At 63.8% G+C, this 19,665-nt stretch carries 17 protein-coding genes; 7 read left to right on the plus strand and 10 right to left on the minus strand.

Annotated features, from left to right (window positions below; translation table 11 throughout):
* Positions 1 to 42 precede the first annotated feature (42 nt).
* From bioD to bioB, 4 genes are read right to left on the minus strand one after another with little or no spacing between them, the layout of a single operon-like run.
* Positions 43 to 726 carry a dethiobiotin synthase gene (gene bioD / locus ABHF91_RS11020; RefSeq protein WP_409420341.1) on the minus strand — a complete coding sequence of 228 codons (684 nt, stop codon included), beginning with the start codon at positions 724 to 726 and terminating at the stop codon, positions 43 to 45.
* Positions 723 to 1,499 (minus strand): malonyl-ACP O-methyltransferase BioC, encoded by a 777-nt coding sequence (bioC, locus tag ABHF91_RS11025; RefSeq protein ID WP_409420342.1) that lies wholly within the window; start codon positions 1,497 to 1,499, stop codon positions 723 to 725. Before bioC ends, bioD begins: the two co-directional genes overlap by 4 nt.
* On the minus strand, positions 1,489 to 2,640 hold the full coding sequence (gene bioF / locus ABHF91_RS11030) for an 8-amino-7-oxononanoate synthase (RefSeq protein ID WP_409420343.1): 1,152 nt from the start codon (positions 2,638 to 2,640) through the stop codon (positions 1,489 to 1,491). The genes bioC and bioF overlap by 11 nt, the downstream gene beginning before the upstream one ends.
* Positions 2,630 to 3,706 (minus strand): biotin synthase BioB, encoded by a 1,077-nt coding sequence (gene bioB / locus ABHF91_RS11035; protein ID WP_409420344.1) that lies wholly within the window; start codon positions 3,704 to 3,706, stop codon positions 2,630 to 2,632. Before bioB ends, bioF begins: the two co-directional genes overlap by 11 nt.
* A gap of 97 nt (positions 3,707 to 3,803) precedes the next feature.
* Here bioB and bioA point away from each other — a divergent pair, with 97 nt between their 5' ends.
* Complete coding sequence (gene bioA / locus ABHF91_RS11040; RefSeq protein ID WP_409420345.1) at positions 3,804 to 5,072, plus strand: adenosylmethionine--8-amino-7-oxononanoate transaminase; 1,269 nt, start codon at positions 3,804 to 3,806, stop codon at positions 5,070 to 5,072.
* Positions 5,073 to 5,214: 142 nt separating this feature from the next.
* Positions 5,215 to 5,979, plus strand: coding sequence for a HAMP domain-containing protein (locus ABHF91_RS11045; RefSeq protein WP_409420346.1), 765 nt, complete (start codon positions 5,215 to 5,217; stop codon positions 5,977 to 5,979).
* Here ABHF91_RS11045 and ABHF91_RS11050 read toward each other — a convergent pair.
* Positions 5,952 to 6,323, minus strand: coding sequence for a hypothetical protein (locus tag ABHF91_RS11050; protein ID WP_409420347.1), 372 nt, complete (start codon positions 6,321 to 6,323; stop codon positions 5,952 to 5,954). The two genes, ABHF91_RS11045 and ABHF91_RS11050, sit on opposite strands and share 28 nt — an antisense overlap.
* A 171-nt stretch (positions 6,324 to 6,494) precedes the next feature.
* Here ABHF91_RS11050 and asnS point away from each other — a divergent pair, with 171 nt between their 5' ends.
* Positions 6,495 to 7,895 carry an asparagine--tRNA ligase gene (gene asnS / locus ABHF91_RS11055; protein WP_409420348.1) on the plus strand — a complete coding sequence of 467 codons (1,401 nt, stop codon included), beginning with the start codon at positions 6,495 to 6,497 and terminating at the stop codon, positions 7,893 to 7,895.
* Between the two features lie 66 nt (positions 7,896 to 7,961).
* On the opposite strand, the gene ABHF91_RS11060 is transcribed toward asnS, so the two are convergent.
* A complete protein-coding gene (locus tag ABHF91_RS11060) occupies positions 7,962 to 8,513 on the minus strand; it encodes an NAD(P)H nitroreductase (protein ID WP_409420349.1) in 552 nt (183 codons plus the stop codon).
* A gap of 82 nt (positions 8,514 to 8,595) precedes the next feature.
* On the opposite strand from ABHF91_RS11060, the gene ABHF91_RS11065 reads away from it, so the two are divergent.
* The 4 genes from ABHF91_RS11065 (at position 8,596) to ABHF91_RS11080 (ending at position 12,559) form a co-directional block, all read left to right on the plus strand.
* Positions 8,596 to 8,745 carry a hypothetical protein gene (locus tag ABHF91_RS11065; RefSeq protein ID WP_409420350.1) on the plus strand — a complete coding sequence of 50 codons (150 nt, stop codon included), beginning with the start codon at positions 8,596 to 8,598 and terminating at the stop codon, positions 8,743 to 8,745.
* A gap of 79 nt (positions 8,746 to 8,824) precedes the next feature.
* Positions 8,825 to 10,657, plus strand: coding sequence for a signal peptide peptidase SppA (gene sppA / locus ABHF91_RS11070; protein ID WP_409420351.1), 1,833 nt, complete (start codon positions 8,825 to 8,827; stop codon positions 10,655 to 10,657).
* Positions 10,658 to 10,675: 18 nt separating this feature from the next.
* The gene (gene ansA / locus ABHF91_RS11075) at positions 10,676 to 11,689 is read left to right on the plus strand and encodes an asparaginase (RefSeq protein ID WP_409420352.1); all 1,014 of its coding nucleotides are present in this window, start codon (positions 10,676 to 10,678) and stop codon (positions 11,687 to 11,689) included.
* A gap of 105 nt (positions 11,690 to 11,794) precedes the next feature.
* Positions 11,795 to 12,559 carry a DUF2989 domain-containing protein gene (locus ABHF91_RS11080; protein ID WP_409420353.1) on the plus strand — a complete coding sequence of 255 codons (765 nt, stop codon included), beginning with the start codon at positions 11,795 to 11,797 and terminating at the stop codon, positions 12,557 to 12,559.
* 67 nt (positions 12,560 to 12,626) lie between these two features.
* On the opposite strand, the gene msrB is transcribed toward ABHF91_RS11080, so the two are convergent.
* The 4 genes from msrB to malQ all read right to left on the minus strand — a co-directional run bounded on the left by msrB (position 12,627) and on the right by malQ (position 19,662).
* A complete protein-coding gene (gene msrB, locus ABHF91_RS11085; protein ID WP_409420354.1) occupies positions 12,627 to 13,031 on the minus strand; it encodes a peptide-methionine (R)-S-oxide reductase MsrB in 405 nt (134 codons plus the stop codon).
* Positions 13,032 to 13,095: 64 nt separating this feature from the next.
* Positions 13,096 to 15,198, minus strand: coding sequence for a glycogen debranching protein GlgX (glgX, locus tag ABHF91_RS11090; protein ID WP_409420355.1), 2,103 nt, complete (start codon positions 15,196 to 15,198; stop codon positions 13,096 to 13,098).
* Positions 15,199 to 15,201: 3 nt separating this feature from the next.
* The gene (glgB, locus tag ABHF91_RS11095; RefSeq protein ID WP_409420356.1) at positions 15,202 to 17,382 is read right to left on the minus strand and encodes a 1,4-alpha-glucan branching protein GlgB; all 2,181 of its coding nucleotides are present in this window, start codon (positions 17,380 to 17,382) and stop codon (positions 15,202 to 15,204) included.
* Positions 17,383 to 17,466: 84 nt separating this feature from the next.
* Positions 17,467 to 19,662: a 4-alpha-glucanotransferase gene (gene malQ, locus ABHF91_RS11100; RefSeq protein ID WP_409420357.1), complete on the minus strand. Its 2,196-nt coding sequence runs from the start codon at positions 19,660 to 19,662 to the stop codon at positions 17,467 to 17,469.
* Positions 19,663 to 19,665: the final 3 nt, after the last annotated feature.

Genomic DNA, 19,665 nt, shown 5'->3' on the forward strand with positions numbered 1-19,665 from the left:
AAAACGGCGCCTTTGGGCGCCGTTTTCCCGAGGTATCAAGCATCAGTCCAGCAGCGGGCTGATATCCAGATACTGGCCCAGGTCCGACTCATGGGGTCGGGCCAGGTAGGGGATCTCCCCCAGGAAGGGCGCGGGCAGCATGGCCTGCAGGGTGTCCAGGTTCTCCTGATAATGACTCATGCCCTGGTGGACCTGGTTGAAGCACCAGCCGGCCAGGTTCAGGTGGTCATGACGGATAGCCTCATAGGTGAGCATGGCGTGGTTCAGGCAGCCAATCCGGGCGCCGATCACCAGGATCACCGGCAAGTCCTCGAACTTGACCCAGTCCGACAGAAAGTGACCGTGGCCCACCGGCAGGCGCCAACCGCCGGCCCCCTCGACGAACAGGATATCGGCATCGGTCTGTTTCAGCTGACGCAAGCCATTGGAGAGCACATCGAAGCGGATCGGCACCCCGGAAGCCTCGGCGGCGATATGGGGGGCCACCGCCGGTTCGAAGGCGTAACCCACCACCTGATCGTAGGGCAGCTTGATGTTGGCGGCATGCTGCAGCATCACCACATCCCGGTTGCATAACCCCTCCTCCATCAGCTCACAGCCTGACGCCACCGGCTTGTAACCGGCGGTACGCAAGCCTCGCTGCACCGCCGCCTGAAGCAGCGCCATGCAGCTGATGGTCTTGCCCACATCGGTATCAGTACCGGTGACAAAGAAGGTTTTGGTCATCGACGCAATACTCCATAACAAACTTCATAGGTAAGAGGCAGCAGGCCGAGGGCCGTGCGCATCCTCTCATACGACCGTTCCAGGCGCCGCAGTCGATCACGGCCACCCAGGCCGGCGCTGCGCGCCCCATTGACCTGACTGGCACCAATTCCCTTGAGACTTTGCAGCAGGGCGGGCAGGCTGGCAAACTCCATCCGGTGTCGCTGGCTCTGCCAGTGCAGCGGAGCAAACCCCACCTGCTGGGCGGCCGTCTGCCAGACGTGGGCATCGGGATAGACGTTGACGTGGACCGCCCCGTCCACCGCCGCCCAGGCCGTCGCCAGTTCCGACAGGCTGCCGGCCAACAGGGTGGTAAACACCAGATGACCGCCGGGGCGCAACACCCGGTGCAGCTGGGCCAGCACCTTGGCCGGCGAGCTGGCCCACTGCATGGCCAGGCTGGAAAACACCAGATCCACCGACGCCGCCTGTAAGGGCAGCGCCTCGGCATCGCCACACAGACACTGTACCCGACCGCGCTGCCGCGCCTGCTGCAACATGGCCTCCGAGAGATCCAGTGCCAGTAGATGTTGGGCCAACTGTTGCAGGTTTGGCAAAAAAAAACCCGTGCCGCATCCCAAATCCAGGGCCGTCCCCACAGACTGTGCGGGGATCAGGGTCAGCAGCTGGCGTCCCACCGCTTGTTGCAGGCTGGCATAGCGGTCGTACTGCCCGGCCGCCCGGCCAAAGCGCCGTGCCAGGGCCGGCTTGTCCACCCCGGCGCTAGCGTCCATGCCACCCCTCCTCCAACGCGGCCAGCAGGTGCACTATGTCCTCCCGCCGATGGGCCGCAGTCAGGGTCAGCCGCAGCCTGGCCTGCCCGGCCGGCACCGTCGGAGGGCGGATGGCGGTGACCCAGAGGCCTCGCTGCCGCAGGCGCTGGGCCAACGCCAGAGCCTGCTCACTCTCCCCCACCAGCAGGGGCTGGATGGCGGTCTGTGAGTCCCCCAGGGTCAGGCCCAGCCGGGCGGCGCCTTGGCGGAACAGGGCAATGTGCGCCTGCAGCTGCTCCCGCGCCCCATCGGCCTGCTGCACCCAGGCGATGGCCGCAGAAATGGCCTCGGCCTGGGCCGGCGGCAGATGGGTGCTGTAGACGTATTCCCGGGCGAAGTTGGCCAGGTAGTCCACCAGATCCCGCGAGCCCGCCACGAAGGCCCCGGCGCAGCCCAGCGCCTTGCCGAAGGTGCCCATCAGGATCTGCACCTGGCCGGCCGCCACGCCCTGCTGGGCCAGGCTGCCCCGTCCGGCCGCCCCCAACACCCCCAGGCCGTGGGCATCGTCGATCATCAGCCAGTTGCCGCTGGCCTGGCTCAGGGCCACCAGCTCGGCCAGCGGCGCCTGATCCCCGTCCATGCTGAAGACCCCCTCGCTGATGATGAGCCCCCGCTTGGGCTCCAGAAGTTGGCGAAGCTGCGTCATGTCGTTGTGGGCGAAGCGCTTCATGCGGGCCGGGCTGGCGGCCCCCGCCTCCTGCAAGGAGGCATGGTTGAGCCTGTCCTGCCACTGTAGATGATCCTTGCCCAACAGAGCCTTAATCACCGCCTGGTTGGCGGCAAAGCCGGTGGAGAACAGCAGTGCCGCCTCCACCCCCAGCCAGTCGCACAGCTGGGCCTCCAGCCGGGCATGGGGCAGGCTGTAGCCGGTCACCAGGGGCGAGGCGCCGGACCCCGCGCCCCAAAGCGCCAGGCCGGCTTGCCAGGCCTGGACTAGCTCGGGCCGCCCCGCGGCCCCCAGGTAATCGTTACCCGAGAAATTCAGATACGACCGATCCGCCACCCGGATCTGGCGCCCCTGTCCCGAGTCCAGACAAATCCGCTGTCGCTTGAGGCCCGCCGCCTCCCTGGCGGCCAGGGCGGACGACAGATCAAAGGGCATGGTGGGGCTTTTTCTTCGGCTGGGTCGCGTCGTAGAACAGGGTCTCTTCCACCTCGTCCACTAGGGCCTCGCGCAGGGCCTGCTCCTGCATCAGATCCGGCTGTTGCTTGCCACGGGCCGCCTCGGGTCGGATCCCCAGCCGGCGGAACAGCTGCTTGTCGCCATGCTCATCGGCGTTGGGGGTGGTGAGCAGCTTGCAACCGTAGAAGATGGAGTTGGCGCCGGCCAGGAAGCACAGGGCCTGCATCTCATCGTTCATCTTTTCCCGGCCGGCGGACAGGCGCACGTGGGAGACCGGCATCATGATGCGGGCCACGGCGATGATGCGGATAAAATCGAAGGGATCCACCTCGTCCGCCGTCTCCAATGGCGTGCCCTTGACCTTCACCAGCATGTTGATGGGCACGCTCTCGGGCTGCGGCGTCAGGTTGGCCAGGGCCACCAGCAGACCGGCCCTGTCCTCGGTACTCTCCCCCAGGCCTATGATGCCGCCGGAGCAGACCTTCATGCCCGCCTCACGGACATGGCTCAGGGTATCCAGCCGATCCTGGTAGGTGCGGGTGGTGATGATGTCGCCGTAGAACTCCGGCGAGGTGTCCAGGTTGTGGTTGTAATAGTCCAAACCGGCCTGGGCCAGCCGCTGGGCCTGGTCGGCGGTGAGCATGCCTAAGGTCATGCAGGTCTCCATGCCCATGGCCTTGACCTCCTCCACCATGCGCAGCAGGTAGGGCATGTCTCTGTCTTTGGGGTTGCGCCAGGCGGCGCCCATGCAGAAGCGTGACGAACCGGCGGCCTTGGCCTCCCGGGCCCGCGCCAGCACCTTCTCCACCTCCAGCAGCTGCTCCGCCGCCAGGCCGGTCTGATAGCGGGCGCTCTGCGGGCAGTACTTGCAGTCCTCCGGGCAGGCCCCGGTCTTGATGGACAGCAGGGTGCTCACCTGCACCTCGTTGGCATCGAAGTGCTGACGATGTACCTGTTGGGCGGTGAACAGCAGATCGTTGAACGGCAGATCAAACAGGGCCTGGACTTCCTCCCGGCGCCAGTTGTGACGAATGACAGATGACATGATCGGGACTCTTGTGATGTGAGACTTGGCCAGTCTAAGGGCAGCCGGTATCCTGTCAACCATTCAGCCAATAAGATGATTTACATTCGATTATTTTATGTTCGATTATTCTTTTGACCGTCAGCACATCTGGCACCCCTACACCTCCCTGACCCAGCCCCTGCCCACCTACGGCATCACCCGGGCCGATGGCGTCCATCTGTACCTGGAGGATGGCCGCCCCCTGGTGGACGGCATGTCCTCCTGGTGGGCCTGCCTGCACGGTTACAACGTGCCGGAGCTCAACGCCGCCGCCACCGCCCAGCTGGGCAAGATGGCCCACGTGATGTTCGGCGGCATCACCCACGAGCCCGCCATCGAACTGTGCCGCAAGCTGGTGGCGCTGACTCCGGATGGCCTGGATCGGGTGTTTCTGGCGGACTCGGGTTCGGTGGCGGTGGAGGTGGCCCTCAAGATGGCGCTGCAGTACTGGCAGAGCCGCGGCACCCCGCGCCGGCGCTTCGTGGCCCTGCGCCAGGGCTACCATGGCGACACCTTTGGTGCCATGAGCGTGACGGATCCCGAAGGCAGCATGCACCGCCTCTACCGGGGCTTCGTGGCCGAGCACTGGTTTGTCCCCGCCCCGCCGGTGGCCTTCGACGCCCCCTGGGACCAGGCCGCCATGACCCCGCTGGCCCAACTGCTGGCCGAACAACACAGCGAGATCGCCGCCCTGATCCTGGAGCCCATCGTCCAGGGGGCCGGCGGCATGCGCTTTTATCATCCCGAGTACCTGCGCCAGGCCCGCGCCCTGTGCGATGAGTACGGCATACTGCTCATCGCCGACGAGATCGCCACCGGCTTTGGCCGCACCGGCAAGCTGTTCGCCTGCGAGTGGGCCGGCATCCGGCCGGACATCCTCTGTCTGGGCAAGGCGCTGACCGGCGGCTACCTGACCCTCTCCGCCACCCTGACCACCCAGGCGGTGATGCAGCAGATCTGTGCCGGCGAAGCCGGGGTGCTGATGCACGGCCCCACCTTCATGGCCAACCCCCTGGCCTGCGCCGTGGCCAATGCCTCGCTGGATCTGCTGCTGTCCTCCCCCTGGCAGGCACGGGTGCACGCCATCGAGGCCCAGCTGAAACGGGAGCTGGCCCCCTACGCCGACCATCCCCAGGTGGCCGCCGTGCGGGTGCTGGGGGCCATCGGCGTGGTGGAAACCAGGACGGCGCAGGATCAGGCCCGCCTGCAGGCCTGCTTTGTGGCGCAGGGGGTCTGGATCCGCCCCTTCGGCCGGCTCATCTACCTGATGCCGCCCTTTATCATCAGCCCCGCGGAACTGAGCCAGCTGACCCGGGCCATCGGGGTGGCCCTGGACAGGGCATAGTCCGCCCAGGCGGGCGATGACGCACCGGACGCCGGCGATCGCGTCCGACCTGGCACAAGCTGTGCCGGTCTTGACCTAGACAGTGGTCTTGGGAGCGCATCGCGCATAAAATACCCGCTCACCCCCCAGAAGTTGGATTCAAATGCACATCTCTATCACCGGCAAGATCTGCTTTGTTCTGCTGCTGATATTCTCCTCCGTCCTGCTGGGCACCACCACGCTGCAGTCCTGGCGGGAGCGCAGCCTGTTGCTGGAGCTGAGTCAAATCCAGATGGGCTACCAGCTGGACCACTACCTGAGCGGCCTGGATCCGGCCCTGCTCACCGGCAACCCGGCACTGCGCGCCTTGCTGCAGCGCCGCCTGCCCACGCCCCCCCAGGTGGAAGCCCTGCGGGTGCTGCGCGCCCAGACCCTGCCGGGGGATGCCCTGCCCCAGGAGCGGGCCACAGACAGCCAGGACAAGGCGGCCCTGGCCGGTGAGGCCCGCAGTCGGCTGGTGCGGCGCGACGGCAAGAGTCTGCTCATTCTCACCCGCCCCATACTGGCGGGACCCAGCCTGTGCGGCAATATCTGCCCCCTGCCGGAGGGTCAGGTGCTGGGCGCTCTGCGGCTGGAGTACTCGCTGGATCCGCAGCTGGACAAGATGGAGCAGCACGTGCTGACCCAGGCACTGATGCTGAGCCTGCTGTTTGGTGCCGGCCTGCTGCTGGCCATCTACATACTGCGGCGACAGATAGTCACGCCCCTGGTGAGGATTCGCCAGACCTTGGACCGCGCCGCAGATCTGGGGATCTGGCAGGAGGTGCACATTCGGCAAGACGACGAAATAGGGCGTCTGGGTGAGAGCGTGGATCACCTGATGCGGCGGCTGGCGGCCGATCAGGACCACCAGAACAAGGCGCCGTAGGACAAGAGCCCCACCAGGCTGATGCTCAGCAAGAGCACGTCATACCAGAGCACCACATCCTCCTGCCGGCGGGCGCGCCGTCGCCCCAGCCCCAGGGTCAACAGGCTCAGGGCGACGCAGCCGGCCAGGCCCCAGGGCAAGACCCCCAGCCAAGGCTCCAGCCAGTCATGCCGGATGGGCAGTCGCCAGTAGCGCCACAGGCCAAAGTTGGTCTGGGGGCGCCCCAGGTGGTAGAGCAGCAACACCAGCAACAGCACCAACCAACCCAGGCCGCTGCACCACCACAACAGGCGCAGCCAGCCATCCGCCCGCCGCCGTCGCTCGTGATAACGGGGCTCGTCCATCGTTCTCTCCCCTGCCAACGCCCTCTTTGCAAGTCTCGTCCCGACTCGGGCTCACCGGCAAGGCGACGGCCCATCTTTTGCTTGAGTCCTGCCTGCACCCGGGTAAGATGTTGCGATCCGAAGGCCGGGAAGGCCCCTGGCCAAGATGACAATGTTAAAGAGAGTGTTCAGATGACCCAAGCTTCCGTAGCCGACGTACTCAAAGGTAAGTACGCCGTCGGCACCAGCCTGACCGTTCAGGGCTGGATCCGCACCCGTCGAGACTCCAAGGCCGGTATCTCCTTCCTGGCTGTGCACGACGGTTCCTGTTTCGATCCCATCCAGGCCGTGGTGCCCAATAGCCTGGACAATTACGAACAGGATGTGCTGCGGTTGACCACCGGCTGCTCCGTGGCCGTCACCGGCGTGGTGGCGGAGTCCCAGGGCAAGGGTCAGTCCTTCGAACTGCAGGCGACCCAGGTCAGCGTGATCGGCTGGGTGGATGATCCTGACACCTACCCCATGGCCGCCAAGCGCCACACCATCGAATTTTTGCGGGAACAGGCTCACCTGCGGGCGCGCACCAACCTGATGGGCGCCGTCACCCGGGTGCGCAACTGCCTGGCCCAGGCCATCCACCGCTTCTTCCACGAGCAGGGCTTCTGCTGGGTGGCCACCCCCCTCATCACCGCCTCCGACTGTGAAGGCGCCGGCGAGATGTTCCGCGTCTCCACCCTGGATCTGGAAAACCTGCCCCGCACCGACGCCGGCAAGGTGGACTACAGCCAGGACTTCTTCGGCAAGGAGGCCTTCCTCACCGTCTCCGGTCAGCTGAACGCCGAGACCTATGCCTGCGCCCTGTCCAAGGTCTACACCTTCGGCCCCACCTTCCGCGCCGAAAACTCCAACACCAGCCGCCACCTGGCGGAATTCTGGATGGTGGAGCCGGAAGTGGCCTTCGCCGATCTGGCCGCCAACGCCAAGCTGGCCGAAGACATGCTCAAGTACGTCTTCAATGCCGTGCTGGCCGAGCGCCGGGACGATCTGCAGTTCTTCGCCGAGCGGGTGGACAAGGATGCCCTCACCCGGCTGGAGAAATTTGTCAGCTCCGACTTTGCCCAGGTGGATTACACCGACGCCATCGAGATCCTGAAGGCCTGCGGTCGCGAGTTCGAGTTCCCGGTGGAATGGGGCATCGATCTCTCCTCCGAGCATGAGCGCTACCTGGCCGAGGAGCACTTCCAGGCGCCCGTGGTGGTGAAGAACTATCCCAAGGACATCAAGGCCTTCTACATGCGCCTGAACGATGACGGCAAGACGGTGGCCGCCATGGACGTGCTGGCCCCCGGCATCGGCGAGATCATCGGCGGCTCCCAGCGTGAGGAGCGGCTGGAGGTGCTGGATGCCCGGCTGGCCGAGATGGATCTCAACAAGGAAGACTACTGGTGGTACCGGGATCTGCGCCGCTACGGCACAGTCCCCCACTCAGGGTTCGGCCTGGGCTTTGAGCGCCTGGTGGTCTACGTCACCGGCATGGGCAACGTGCGAGACGTGATCCCCTTCCCCCGTACCCCCCGTACCGCCGAGTTCTAAGCCAGCCGGCCCCAACAACAACGCCGCCCGCGGGCGGCGTTGTTGTTGGGGCCTGGCAAGCTCGCATCACAGATAACGCACAAATTTGGCGCTGTCGAGCCGGCGCCGGGGGCCCACCACCGGCGTCTCCGGGGTGCCCAGGTAGACGAAGCCCACTATCTGCTCGCCGTCCGCCAACCCCAAGGCCTGATGCACGCCTGGATCGAACATCACCCAGCCGGAGCGCCAGATGCCGCCAAAGCCCTGGGCCTGGGCCGCCATCTGCATGGCCATGGCCGCGCAGCCCGCGGAGAGCTGCTGCTCCAGCACCGGCACCTTGGGATGGTCGATGGCCCGACTCACCACCACCGCCACCAGGGGGGCCCGCAGCGGCGCCTGCCGCAGCTTGTCCACCGCCTCCGGCCCCTCACCACGTCCCTCGGCCGCCGCGGCCAGCAGGGCGCCCAACCGCTCCCTGCCATCTCCCTCACAGAGGATGAAATGCCAGGGGTGCAGACCACCGTGATCCGGCGCGGCCAGCGCCGCCTGCAAAATAGTTTCCAAGGCGGCGCCCTGGGGGGCGGGGGCCACCAGGCGGCCACAGGAGTGACGTTCCAACAACAGGCTCAGGCCATCCATTCAAACACCTCTATACTCGACTCATTGCCTCGATAAGCCTTCTACCTTAGACGGACGGGCCCGTTTTGACTACAGGTGCACCATGAAATCCACCCCACCCTCAACCCCCGCCGCCAGGCGCCTGGAAGCCCAGCGCTGGCAACGGGAGCTGCACCGGCTATGGCAGCAACAACCGGGCCGTCTGCTGGCCCTGCTGCGCAACTGGCTCAAGGCCGATGCGCACAAACCCTGAGCCGTCCGCAAGCATGGTAATTCCCTCCCCCAACGATCATAATGGCGGGCCAAGGCTCGTCTTGTGAAGGAAGCTGCTGATGTCATTACTGTTTCGCCCGATAAAATGGCTGCTGCGCACCGCCTGGCGCCTGCTCAACTTCACCCGAATTCTGCTGGTCAACCTTGCCTTTGTGCTGGTGCTGGTGGTGGTCATACTGGCATTGCAACAAGAAAAGCCCGCCACCCCAGCGCCGGAAGGGGCCCTGGTGCTGGATCTGGCCGGCCAACTGGTCGAGCAGGCCAGCACGCCCTTGTCCGGCAATCAGTGGCTGAGCGATCTGCTGAGCAGCGACAGCCGACCCCGGGAGCTGGTGCTGGGGGATATCCGCTACGCCCTGGCCAAGGCCAAACAGGATGCGGCCATCAAGGGGGTGGTGCTGGAGCTGTCCGAGCTGCAGCCCAGCTCATTGGAGAAGCTGCAGCAACTCACCGCCGCCCTGGATGACTTCCGCCAAGGGGGCAAGCCGGTGGTGGCCATGGGGGATTTTTACAGCCAGGGTCAGTACCTGCTGGCGGCCCATGCCGATACCGTGCTGCTGAACCCCGCCGGCGCCGTGCTCATCCAGGGCATGGAGCGCTACCAGCTCTACTTCAAGGAAGCCCTGGCCAAATTCGACATCACCCCCTACATCTTCCGCACCGGCCGCTACAAGTCCTTCGTCGAACCCTATACCCGGGATGACATGTCGCCGGAGGCCCGCGAGGCCAACGGCCGCTGGCTGGGCCAGCTGTGGCAGCAATACGTGACCGACGTGGCCAAGGCGCGCAAGATACGCCCGGACGCCATCTCGCCGGACAAGGGCCAACTGCTGGCCCGCTTCCAGGCCGCCCAGGGCAATGCCGCCCAGTACGCCCTGGACCAGGGGCTGGTGGATCAGCTGGCCAGCCATACCGAGATGGTGCAACAGGTGGCCCAGTGGGCCGGCGCCAGCCAGGATGAGTCCGGCTTCAAGCACACCAGCCTGCGGGATTATCTGCGCACCCTGCCGCCACGCTTTGCCGACCAGGGCAAGCCGAAGATCGGCCTCATCGTCGCCAGCGGCACCATACTGAACGGTGAGCAGCCGGCGGGCAGCATAGGTGGCGAGAGTCTCTCCCGCCTGATCCGCCAGGCCACCAACGACAAGGAGATCAAGGCGTTGGTGCTGCGCATCGACAGCCCGGGCGGCAGCGCCTTCGCCGCCGAGCAGATCCGCACCGAGTTGCTGGCCCTCAAGCAAGCCGGCAAACCCTTGGTGGTCTCCATGGGCAGCACCGCCGCCTCCGGCGGTTACTGGATGGCGGCCAACGCCGACAAGATCTACGCCGAACCCAGCACACTGACCGGCTCCATCGGCGTGTTTGGCATGTTCGCCACCGTCGATCAGGCCCTGGCCAAGCTGGGGGTCCACAGCGATGGCCTGGGCACCACGGATCAGAGCGGACTCTCCCCCCTGCGGCCCCTGCCGGACCATATCCAGCAGCTGGTGCAGATGAATGTGGACAACACCTATCAGCGCTTCATCGGCTTGGTGGCCGAAGGCCGGGGCATGACCCCGGACGAGGTGGACCAGATAGCCCAAGGCCGGGTGTGGAGCGGCGCCGATGCCAAGGCCAACGGCCTGGTGGATGAGCTGGGGGATCTGCCGGCCGCGGTGGCCAGCGCCGCCGAGCTGGCTGAGCTGCCAAACTATGAACTGCAGCCCATACGGGCACCGCTCACCTCCAAGGAACGGCTGCTACGCCAGCTGTTTGACGAGGCTGCCCAGTCTCTGGTGCCCCAGAGCCTGACGCCGTTACTGAGTCAATGGCAGCACAGCCTGGCACCCCTGGCCCAGTTCAACGACCCCATGGGGCAATACGCCCTGTGTGAATTTTGTAGCGATCACTAACAGGCAACGATGACACCCATGGCCAACAAGAAGCAGATTTACATTGCCTACACCGGCGGCACCATAGGGATGCAGCATTCCGATCACGGCTACATCCCCCAGCCGGGGTTCATGGAAGATTGTCTGGCACGGATGCCGGAATTCCACCGCCCGGAGATGCCGGCCTACCATGTTCACGAATACCAGCCGCTCATCGACTCCTCGGACATGACGCCGGCGGACTGGCAGCGGATCGCCGAAGACATTCGGGATCACTACGACGACTATGACGGCTTCGTGGTGCTGCACGGCACGGACACCATGTCCTACACCGCCTCGGCCCTCTCCTTCATGCTGGAGGACCTGAGCAAGCCCGTGATCATCACAGGCTCCCAGATCCCCCTGGCCCAGCTGAGATCCGACGGTCAGCAGAACCTGCTCAACGCCCTCTATCTGGCGGCCAATCACCCCATTCACGAGGTGAGCCTGTTTTTCAACAACCAGCTGTTTCGCGGCAATCGCAGCACCAAGGTGCACGCCGACGGCTTCCAGGCGTTCGACTCGCCTGACTACCCGCCCCTGCTCACCGCCGGGATCCACATCAAGCTGGGGTCGGGCAAGCCAGGCCAGCCCCATACGCGCCCGTTGATCCTGCACCCCATTGAGCCGCAACCCATAGGCGTCATAACCCTGTATCCTGGGATCTCGGCCCAGGTGATCGCCAACGTGTTGCAGCAGCCGGTCAAGGCACTGATCCTGCTGACCTTCGGGGTGGGCAATGCACCCCAGCAGCCGGCCATGCTGCAGTTGCTCAAGGATGCGGCCAGCCGCGGCATCATCATAGTCAACCTGAGCCAGTGCCTGCGCGGTCGGGTCAACATGGAGGGCTATGCCACCGGCAATGCCCTGGCCGAGGCCGGCGTCATCTCCGGCTTTGACATGACCCTGGAGGCGGCCTTGGCCAAGCTGCACTTCCTGCTGAGTCAGGCCTTGAGCCCGGCCCAGATCCGGGCGGCCATGCAACAGGATCTGCGCGGCGAATTGACCCCATGAGTCAGGCTTTTGCCCTGGCGCATGGTGCGCCGAAGCGCGACCGGCAATAATCAACCGACAACAGGTTTTCGCAGGAGAAAAAGTTTGCGACAGATATGGATAGCCATGGGCTGTATGGTCGGTCTGCTGGGCGGCTGCAACGAAGACAGGATCGCCAGCATCTGCGAGAAGAACCCGGAGCTGTGTGCCGATCTCAATGATGACGGCTATTGCCGTCTGGAACGCAGTAACGTCATCCGCAACCGCTACTACCACCAACAAGAGGCCTCCGATATCGGGGCCTATCATCTGATGAAGTCCCTCGAGTCCTATCTGCAGTGTATCGAGAAGACCACCCTCATCGAATACTCGGAGCGCAAGGAGCGCAAGAACAACCGGGTCGAGGGCATGGTGGCGGCGCGTCGTCAATTGGAAACGCTGGATGTGCAGACCCGCAACAGTCTCGAGCCGCACCTGCTGCTGTGGCACTGGACCAACAACGGCAACCAGGCGGCCAAGGAGGCCTTCTTGAAGCGCGAGGGCAGCCCGCTGCTGGAGGAGCCCGAGCTGCAGCTGGCCCTGGCCAATCACTACCGCGCCACGGACACCGCCAAGGCCATCCAGATCTTGCAGCATGCCTTAAGCCTGTACAAAGAAGAAGAGGAGGTGGACATCATGATCCCCACGGCCCTCTCCGGTCTCTACATGAAGCAGCAGGCGTATCCCCAGGCCTATCTGTGGGCGCTGGTCACCAACCAGCTGCAGGGCAACAAGGGCGGTGGCAAAAGCCCCTACATCCAGCTCAGCGAACAGCAAAAAGAGGCGCTGGCAGACCAGGCCGAACAGATCGTTGACCAGCTGCATGAAGGCCAATACCGCCCTGGGGGTTGACCGACCCATCGCACGTCATAAAAAAGGCTCCTTACGGAGCCTTTTTTATGACGGCAACAGACGAAGCTCAAGCGCCACTGGACTCGTTGACCTCGGCCTCAAAGCTCATGGCCACGCTGTTGACGCAATAGCGCAGGCCGCTCGGGGTCGGACCATCATCGAACAGATGGCCCAGATGGGCGCCGCAGTGGGCACAGAGGATCTCGGTGCGCACCATGCCGTGGGAGCGATCCAGCTGGCGAACGATGGCCCCGGGCCGCGCCTCGTCGAAGCTGGGCCAGCCACAGCCGGCATCGAACTTGGCATCCGAATCGAACAAGGCCGCCCCACAGCAGGCGCATTGGTAGATCCCCTTGGCACGGTTGTGCAGCAGGGCCCCGCTAAAGGGGCGCTCCGTGCCCTTTTCCCAGCAGACATGGTACTGCTCCGGCGTCAACCGCCCCTGCCATGCTGCCTTTGACTGCTCTTTCATCCTGGCTCCTTGTAACACATGTGTAACAAGCCTAATGAAAGATGGCGGAAAATAAAACCCGCAATTACTGAGGTTTTGCGGCGCCCGCCGCTGGCTCGGCCGGACTCTCCACCACCTGGCGCAGCAGCTTAATGGAGTGGGCACGCCCCAGGGCCACCTGCCGCCGGATATCATCCGGCAGGAAGGGCAGGCCATCGCTGGCGGCGGTATCCACCACCTGTTCCCACTGTCGGCCATCACTAGGCGCCGGCAGACGGAAGTGGATGTCATAATCGCTGGCATTGAACAAGACCGCCCAGCGCTCCCCCTCCCCCGAGAGATCGCCGATGTCCATGACAAACACCTGGGACACGGGGGTGTTCCAGTCTGCATCGGTCAGCAGGCGGCCATCCGGGTGATACCAGTCCACATGGTGGGACTCCCGCTGGGGCCCCAGGTAGTGGTCGTCCACCAGCTTGAGGCCGGAGAACACAGAGGAACTCCGCCGCAGGCTGATCATCTGGCGCACGAACTCCAGCAGGCGTTCGTCCTCCTCCCGCAGCTCCCAGCTGAGCCAACTGATCCGGTTGTCCTGACAGTAGGCATTGTTGTTACCCATCTGGGTGCGGCCCAGCTCGTCCCCGGCCAGCAGATGCGGCGTGCCCTGGGAGAGCAGCAGGGTCGCCAGCAGGTTGCGCTTTTGCTGCTGCCGCTTGTGGCTGATGCGCCGCTCCGCCGTGGGCCCCTCCACGCCATTGTTGGCCGACAGGTTGTGACCATGACCATCCCGGTTGTCTTCGGCATTGGCGTGGTTGTGCCGCTGCTCGTAGGAGACCAGATCCTCCAGGGTGAAGCCATCATGGTAGGTGATGAAGTTGACGCTGGAGTGGATGGAGCGATAGGACTTGGGGAAGATGTCCCGCGAGCCCAGCAGCCGGGTGGCAAAGTCCGCCATCCGGCCGGTATCCCCGCGCCAGAAGGAGCGCACCGTATCCCGGTAGCGGTCGTTGGTCTCCTTCCAGTTACTGGGAAACTGCCCCAGGCGATAACCGAACGGCCCTATGTCCCAGGGTTCGGCCACCAGCTTGACCTGGCTCAGCACCGGATCCTGCAACACCGCCTTGAAGAAGGCCCCCCAGGGGTCGAATTCGTTGCCTTCCCGGGCCACCGTCACCGCCAGATCGAAGCGGAACCCATCCACCTGCATCTGCTCGACCCAGTAACGCAGGCTGTCCATCACCAGGCGCAGGACGTTGGGGTGGTCCACGTTGAAGCTATTGCCGCAACCGGTGACATTGACGTAGCGCCCGTAATCCGGACCGTGGGCGCCGTTCTCAAACATGTAGTAGTTGCGGTTGTCGAAGCCCTTGTAGCACAAGAGCGGCCCGCCCTGGCCCCCTTCGGCGGTATGGTTGTACACCACATCCAGGATCACCTCGATGCCGGCCTTGTGCAACTCCCGCACCAGGGTCTTGAACTCCTGCACCGCATCGGCCACCCCATAGCGGGGATCCGGCGCCATGAAGCAGACCGGGTTATAGCCCCAGTAGTTGGCCAGCCCCAGATCCTCCAAGCGCGGCTCGCTCATGAAGCTGGCCACCGGCAGCAGTTGCACCGCCGTGATGCCCAGGCTCTGCAGATGGCCGATCACCGCCGGGTGGCAAAACCCCAGGTATTTGCCGCGCCAGGCTTCCGGCACCTCGGGATGCAATTGGGTGAAGCCCTTGATGTGGGCCTCATAGAAGATGCTCTGACAGTCGTTATGCCCAGGTCTGCGGCTGTCCTGCCAGTCGAAGGCGGTTTCGTCCACCACCAGCGACTTGCTCATCATGGCGGCGCTGTCCCCGGCGTAGGCCTTGGCATCCCACTCCAGAGGACGGGAGAGCGCCTTGGCGTAGGGATCCAGCAGCAGCTTGTGCTCGTCGAACAGGCCGCCGGGCAAGGTGGGCCCCTGCAGACGATAGCCGTAGGCTTGCCCGGCCTTGACCCCCGCCACGTAACCAAACCAGTACTGCCCCTTGCGCTCCTTGAGGCTGAAGCGGGCCAGCTCCTGCTCCGCCCCATCATAGAGGCAGAGGATCACGGCGGTAGCCTCCGGCGCCCAGACGGCGAAGTTGCATCCCTTAGAATCAAGAGAGGCCCCTAGTGGGGCCTCAGATCCTGGTTTCAGCGTGAACGGCTCGTTCATGCATCAATCCCCAATCCGTTTGATAAACACAGTGGCCAACGGAGGTAGATTAAGCACTATGCTGCAGGGTTGTCCATGCATGGCTTCCTCACGGGCGGTAAATTGCAGCCCACCCAGGTCCACGTTGCTGCCCCAGTAGTACTCGCTGTCGGTGTTAAGCACCACCTGGTACTGCCCGGTTTGGGGTACCCCCAGCTGGTAGTCCGCCCGCGGAACCGGCGTCATGTTGCACACCGCCAGGATGAAGTCATCCCCGGCCTTGTTGCGACGCAGCATGGGGAAGATGCTGTTGGCACTGTCACCGTGATCAAGCCAGGCGAAGCCACCGCGCTGATAGTCTGCCTCATACAGGGCCGGCTCCTGGCGATAGAGGTGGTTCAGGTCCCGGATCAGGGCTCGCTGACCGGCATGCTTGCCAAACTCCAGCAACCACCAGTTGAGCTGGGCATCGTGGTTCCACTCGGACGACTGGGCGAATTCGGTGCCCATGAAGTTGAGCTTCTTGCCCGGATGGGCATACATGAAACCCATGTAGGCCCGCAGGTTGGCGGCCTGCTGCCATTCGTCCCCCGGCATCTTGTACAGCATGGAGTGCTTACCGTGCACCACCTCGTCATGGGACAGGGAGAGGATGAAGTTCTCGTCATAGTGATACACCATTGAGAAGGTCATCTCGTTGTGGTGGTACTGACGGTGGATGGGGTCTTCCTTCATGTACTGCAGGGTGTCGTGCATCCAACCCATGTTCCATTTGAAGCCAAAGCCAAGCCCGCCGGTAAAGGTGGGACGGGAGACTCCGGCAAAGGCGGTGGACTCCTCGGCGATGGTCATGGCGTGGGGGTAATGCTTGTACACCTCCTCGTTGAACCAGCGCAGCAGGCTGATGGCCTCCAGATTGTGATTGCCACCGTAGATGTTGGGCACCCACTCGCCGTCCTTGCGGGAGTAATCCCAGTAGAGCATGGAGGCCACCGCATCCACCCGCAGGCCATCGATGTGGAAGTGATCCAGCCAGTACAGGGCACTGGCCACCAGGAACTGGCGCACGTTGTCCCGACCAAAGTCGTAAATGTAGGAGTTCCAGTCCGGATGCCAGCCACGGCGCGGATCCTCGTATTCGTAAAGCGGCGTGCCGTCGAAGCGGGCCAGGCCGTGGGAGTCGGAGGGGAAGTGCGCCGGCACCCAGTCCAGGATCACGCCGATGCCGGCCAGGTGGCACTGATCGACGAAATACTTGAAGTCGTCCGGTGAGCCAAACCGGCTGGTGGCGGCAAACATGCCCACCGGCTGGTAGCCCCAGGAGCCGGAGAAGGGGTGCTCGGAGACCGGCATCAGCTCGATGTGGGTGTAGCCCATGTCCTTGACGTAGGGGATCAGGCTCTCGGCCATCTCGCGGTAGCTCAGATGGGTGCCGTCATCGTGGCGTTTCCAGGAGCCGAAGTGCAGCTCATAGATGGTGATGGGCTGTTCCAGCTTGTCGTTGAGCTGGCTGGCCTGCCAGGCCGCATCCTGCCACCCATACTGGCCATGGTCGAACACCACGGAGGCAAACGACGGGTATTGTTCGGCATAGAAACCGACGGGATCCGCCTTGTGAGGCAGGGTATTGCCCTGGGGATCCTTGAGTTCGTATTTGTACTTGTCCCCCGGCTGCAAGCCCGGGACAAACAGCACCCAGTGACCGCAGAGGCTACGCTGCATGGGATGCCGCCGGCCGTCCCAGCGGTTGAAGTCACCGATCAGGCTGACCGCCTTGGCGCTGGGGGCATAGACGGCGAAGCGCACACCGCTGACGGTGACACCGTCAACCTGGCAGGACACCAGCTGTGCCCCCAGGGTGCGATAGAGGTTGGCGGCCTGGTGGGTCATCTCGGCCAGCCCCGCATAGGCCTCATCGCGGAACTGATAGGGATCGATCAACGTCTGTTCGGCCTTGGCGTATTGCACCGCCAGCCGATAATGAAAGGGGGTACTTTGCTGAGGAAAGCTCACCTCGAACAGGCCAGCCTTGTCCGTGCAGGTCATGGGCACGGAGGGGAGCGCAGGGTTGAAGGGTTGCACCTCCACGGCCACCGCATCCGGCAGCCAGACCCGCAGCAGCAATTCGCCTGCGGCCCCCGCCACCCATCCCAGATGCTCAAACGGCCGTCCACAACTGGCCCCGGTCAATTCTTTAACAAGCATGCCATTACCCTTGTAAAAGACGAGACCGGCCCGACTCACGCCGGGCCGGTCTCGTGGTTAGTTATTATTTATCAATAACACAAATCACTGACTGGCTTTGTTACGGGCTTCACTCATCCGATGGGCCAGGTGAGCCAGCGCCGGATCGCTGAAGATATCCTCCAGATCCCGGGTCAGCTTACGCCGCCAGTTGGGGTACTCGCTGCTGGTGCCCGGCACGTTCACCGGCTTGTCCATCTCCAGCCAGTCTTCCAGCTGGGTGCTGAAAAGGGCGCAGTTGCCCAGGCACATGTGCACCTGCATGCCATGGTTCAGCTCGGTATTCATGCCAACCCAATCCACATGATGGCCGACAGAGTCCGGGATCACCCCATGACCATGCAGGCTGTCGAGGATGCGCTGCTTGGCGGCGTGGCGATCGGCATACAGGCCTTGCAGCACCTGCTCATCCGGGTACAGACCCAGATCCCGGCCCAGGGCCAGGTCGTCACAGTGCCAGAAGCCCTTCAGGGTCGGCATATCGTGGGTGGTGAGCGCCGCCATGGCCTGCTCGGGATAGTGCGCCGGCGAGATGAAACCGCCATCGGCCTTGGAGCGCTCGAAGAAGAAGATACGGTAGGAGTGCACACCGTTTTCCTTCAGCAGCACATCCATGCCATCGGGCACGGTACCCAGATCTTCGCCGATGATCAGGCATTGGTTGCGCACGGACTCCAGAGCCAGGATGCCCAGCAGGTCGTTCACGTTGTAGTAGATGTAGGCGCCCTTGGCCGCAGAGGCTCCTGGCGGTACCCACCACAGGCGCAACAAGGCCATGGCGTGGTCTATCCGCAGTGACCCACAGGAGCGCATGTTGGAGCGGAACAGATCGATCATGGGCTGATACTGAGCTTCCAGCAGCTTGCTCGGATCCATGGGGGGCAGGCCCCAGTTTTGCCCCAGGGGCCCCAGCACATCCGGCGGCGCGCCGACGCTGGCCTTGGGACAATACAGCTCGCTGTTGGCCCAAATCTCGGTGGAGCCTTCTGAGACACCTACCGCCAGGTCGCGGTAGATCCCCAGCACCATGCCGGCGTTCTTGGCCCGCTGATCCGCCGCGGCCAGCTGCTCGTCGGCCAGGAACTGCAGGAACATGTAGAAACGGACATCCTGCTCATGCTCAGCGGCCCAGTTGGCCACGGCCGGCTTGTGGTATTCCTTGTACTCTTCCGGCCAGGCAGGCCAGCCCCAGGCGTTTTGCCCTTGGCCGTAGAGGTAGGCTTGCAGGGCATCGTAGATGGCCTGTTGCTTCAGGCTATCGCCACCCTTGTCGATGAAGGCGGCAAAGGCCTTACCACGGTTGGTGTTCTTGGCCAACTTGGCGCCATCGAACAGCTTGCGCAGCACCTCCAGCTTCAGCTGGGTGACACCGGCGTAATCCACCCACTCCTTGGCGCGCACGTCTTGCAGCTTGGCCTGGAAGGCGGCAGAGACCACATCGCTACGCACTGCTTCGTTTTGCGCAAACTCAGGGGTGGCTTCCACATCGATGTAGATGACATTCAGCCAACGACGGGACGAGGGGCTGTAAGGGCTGGCGCTTTCCGGGTTGGCCGGATACAGGGCATGGATGGGGTTCAGACCGACAAAATGGCCGCCCCACTGGGCAACCTTCTCCACCAGCAGCCCCAAGTCGCTGAAATCGCCCACGCCCCAGTTACGGCGGCTGCGCAGGCAGTACAGCTGGACGCTCGGCCCCCAAATCTTCTGCCCATTGGCAATGGCAGACTGCTTATAACAGGCCTGGGGCGCAACGATAACACGCATCTGACCGGCAACGGTGCGCGCGCCTTTCTTCTTAAACACCAGCGCGTGATAGCCCAGGGGGAATTCGGCATCCAGCTTGACGCGGTAAGCCTGATATTCCTTCTCATCCAGGTGAGCCACCCCCACCATCTCGCCATTCACCGGAATGACGCTGCCCTTGAACTCCACGCCCTCCTCGGTTTTGACGACCCAGGTAAACTCGTCGTTAGCCTGTTCAATCGGCAGACGAATCTCCACACTGAGCACCTCGTGGCTGCGAATGACGCAAACCGGATCCAAGGGTTGTTGCCAGTGAGCCTGCTGCTCTGCCTGCAACTGAGCGGCCAGGGCCGTTTCGTCGTCGACCCGATACCCCATGGCACCCAGCATGGCAGCCTTGCTATCCAAAGATACCTGGGCAGGATTGCCCCAGGCATCCACATATTCGTTGGCAATACCCTTCGCACTGGCCAACTGCTCGATCAAAGTTGTCATAGT

Origin of the sequence: Pseudaeromonas aegiceratis, from assembly GCF_046254905.1 — a bacterium.
GTDB lineage: Bacteria > Pseudomonadota > Gammaproteobacteria > Enterobacterales > Aeromonadaceae > Pseudaeromonas > Pseudaeromonas aegiceratis.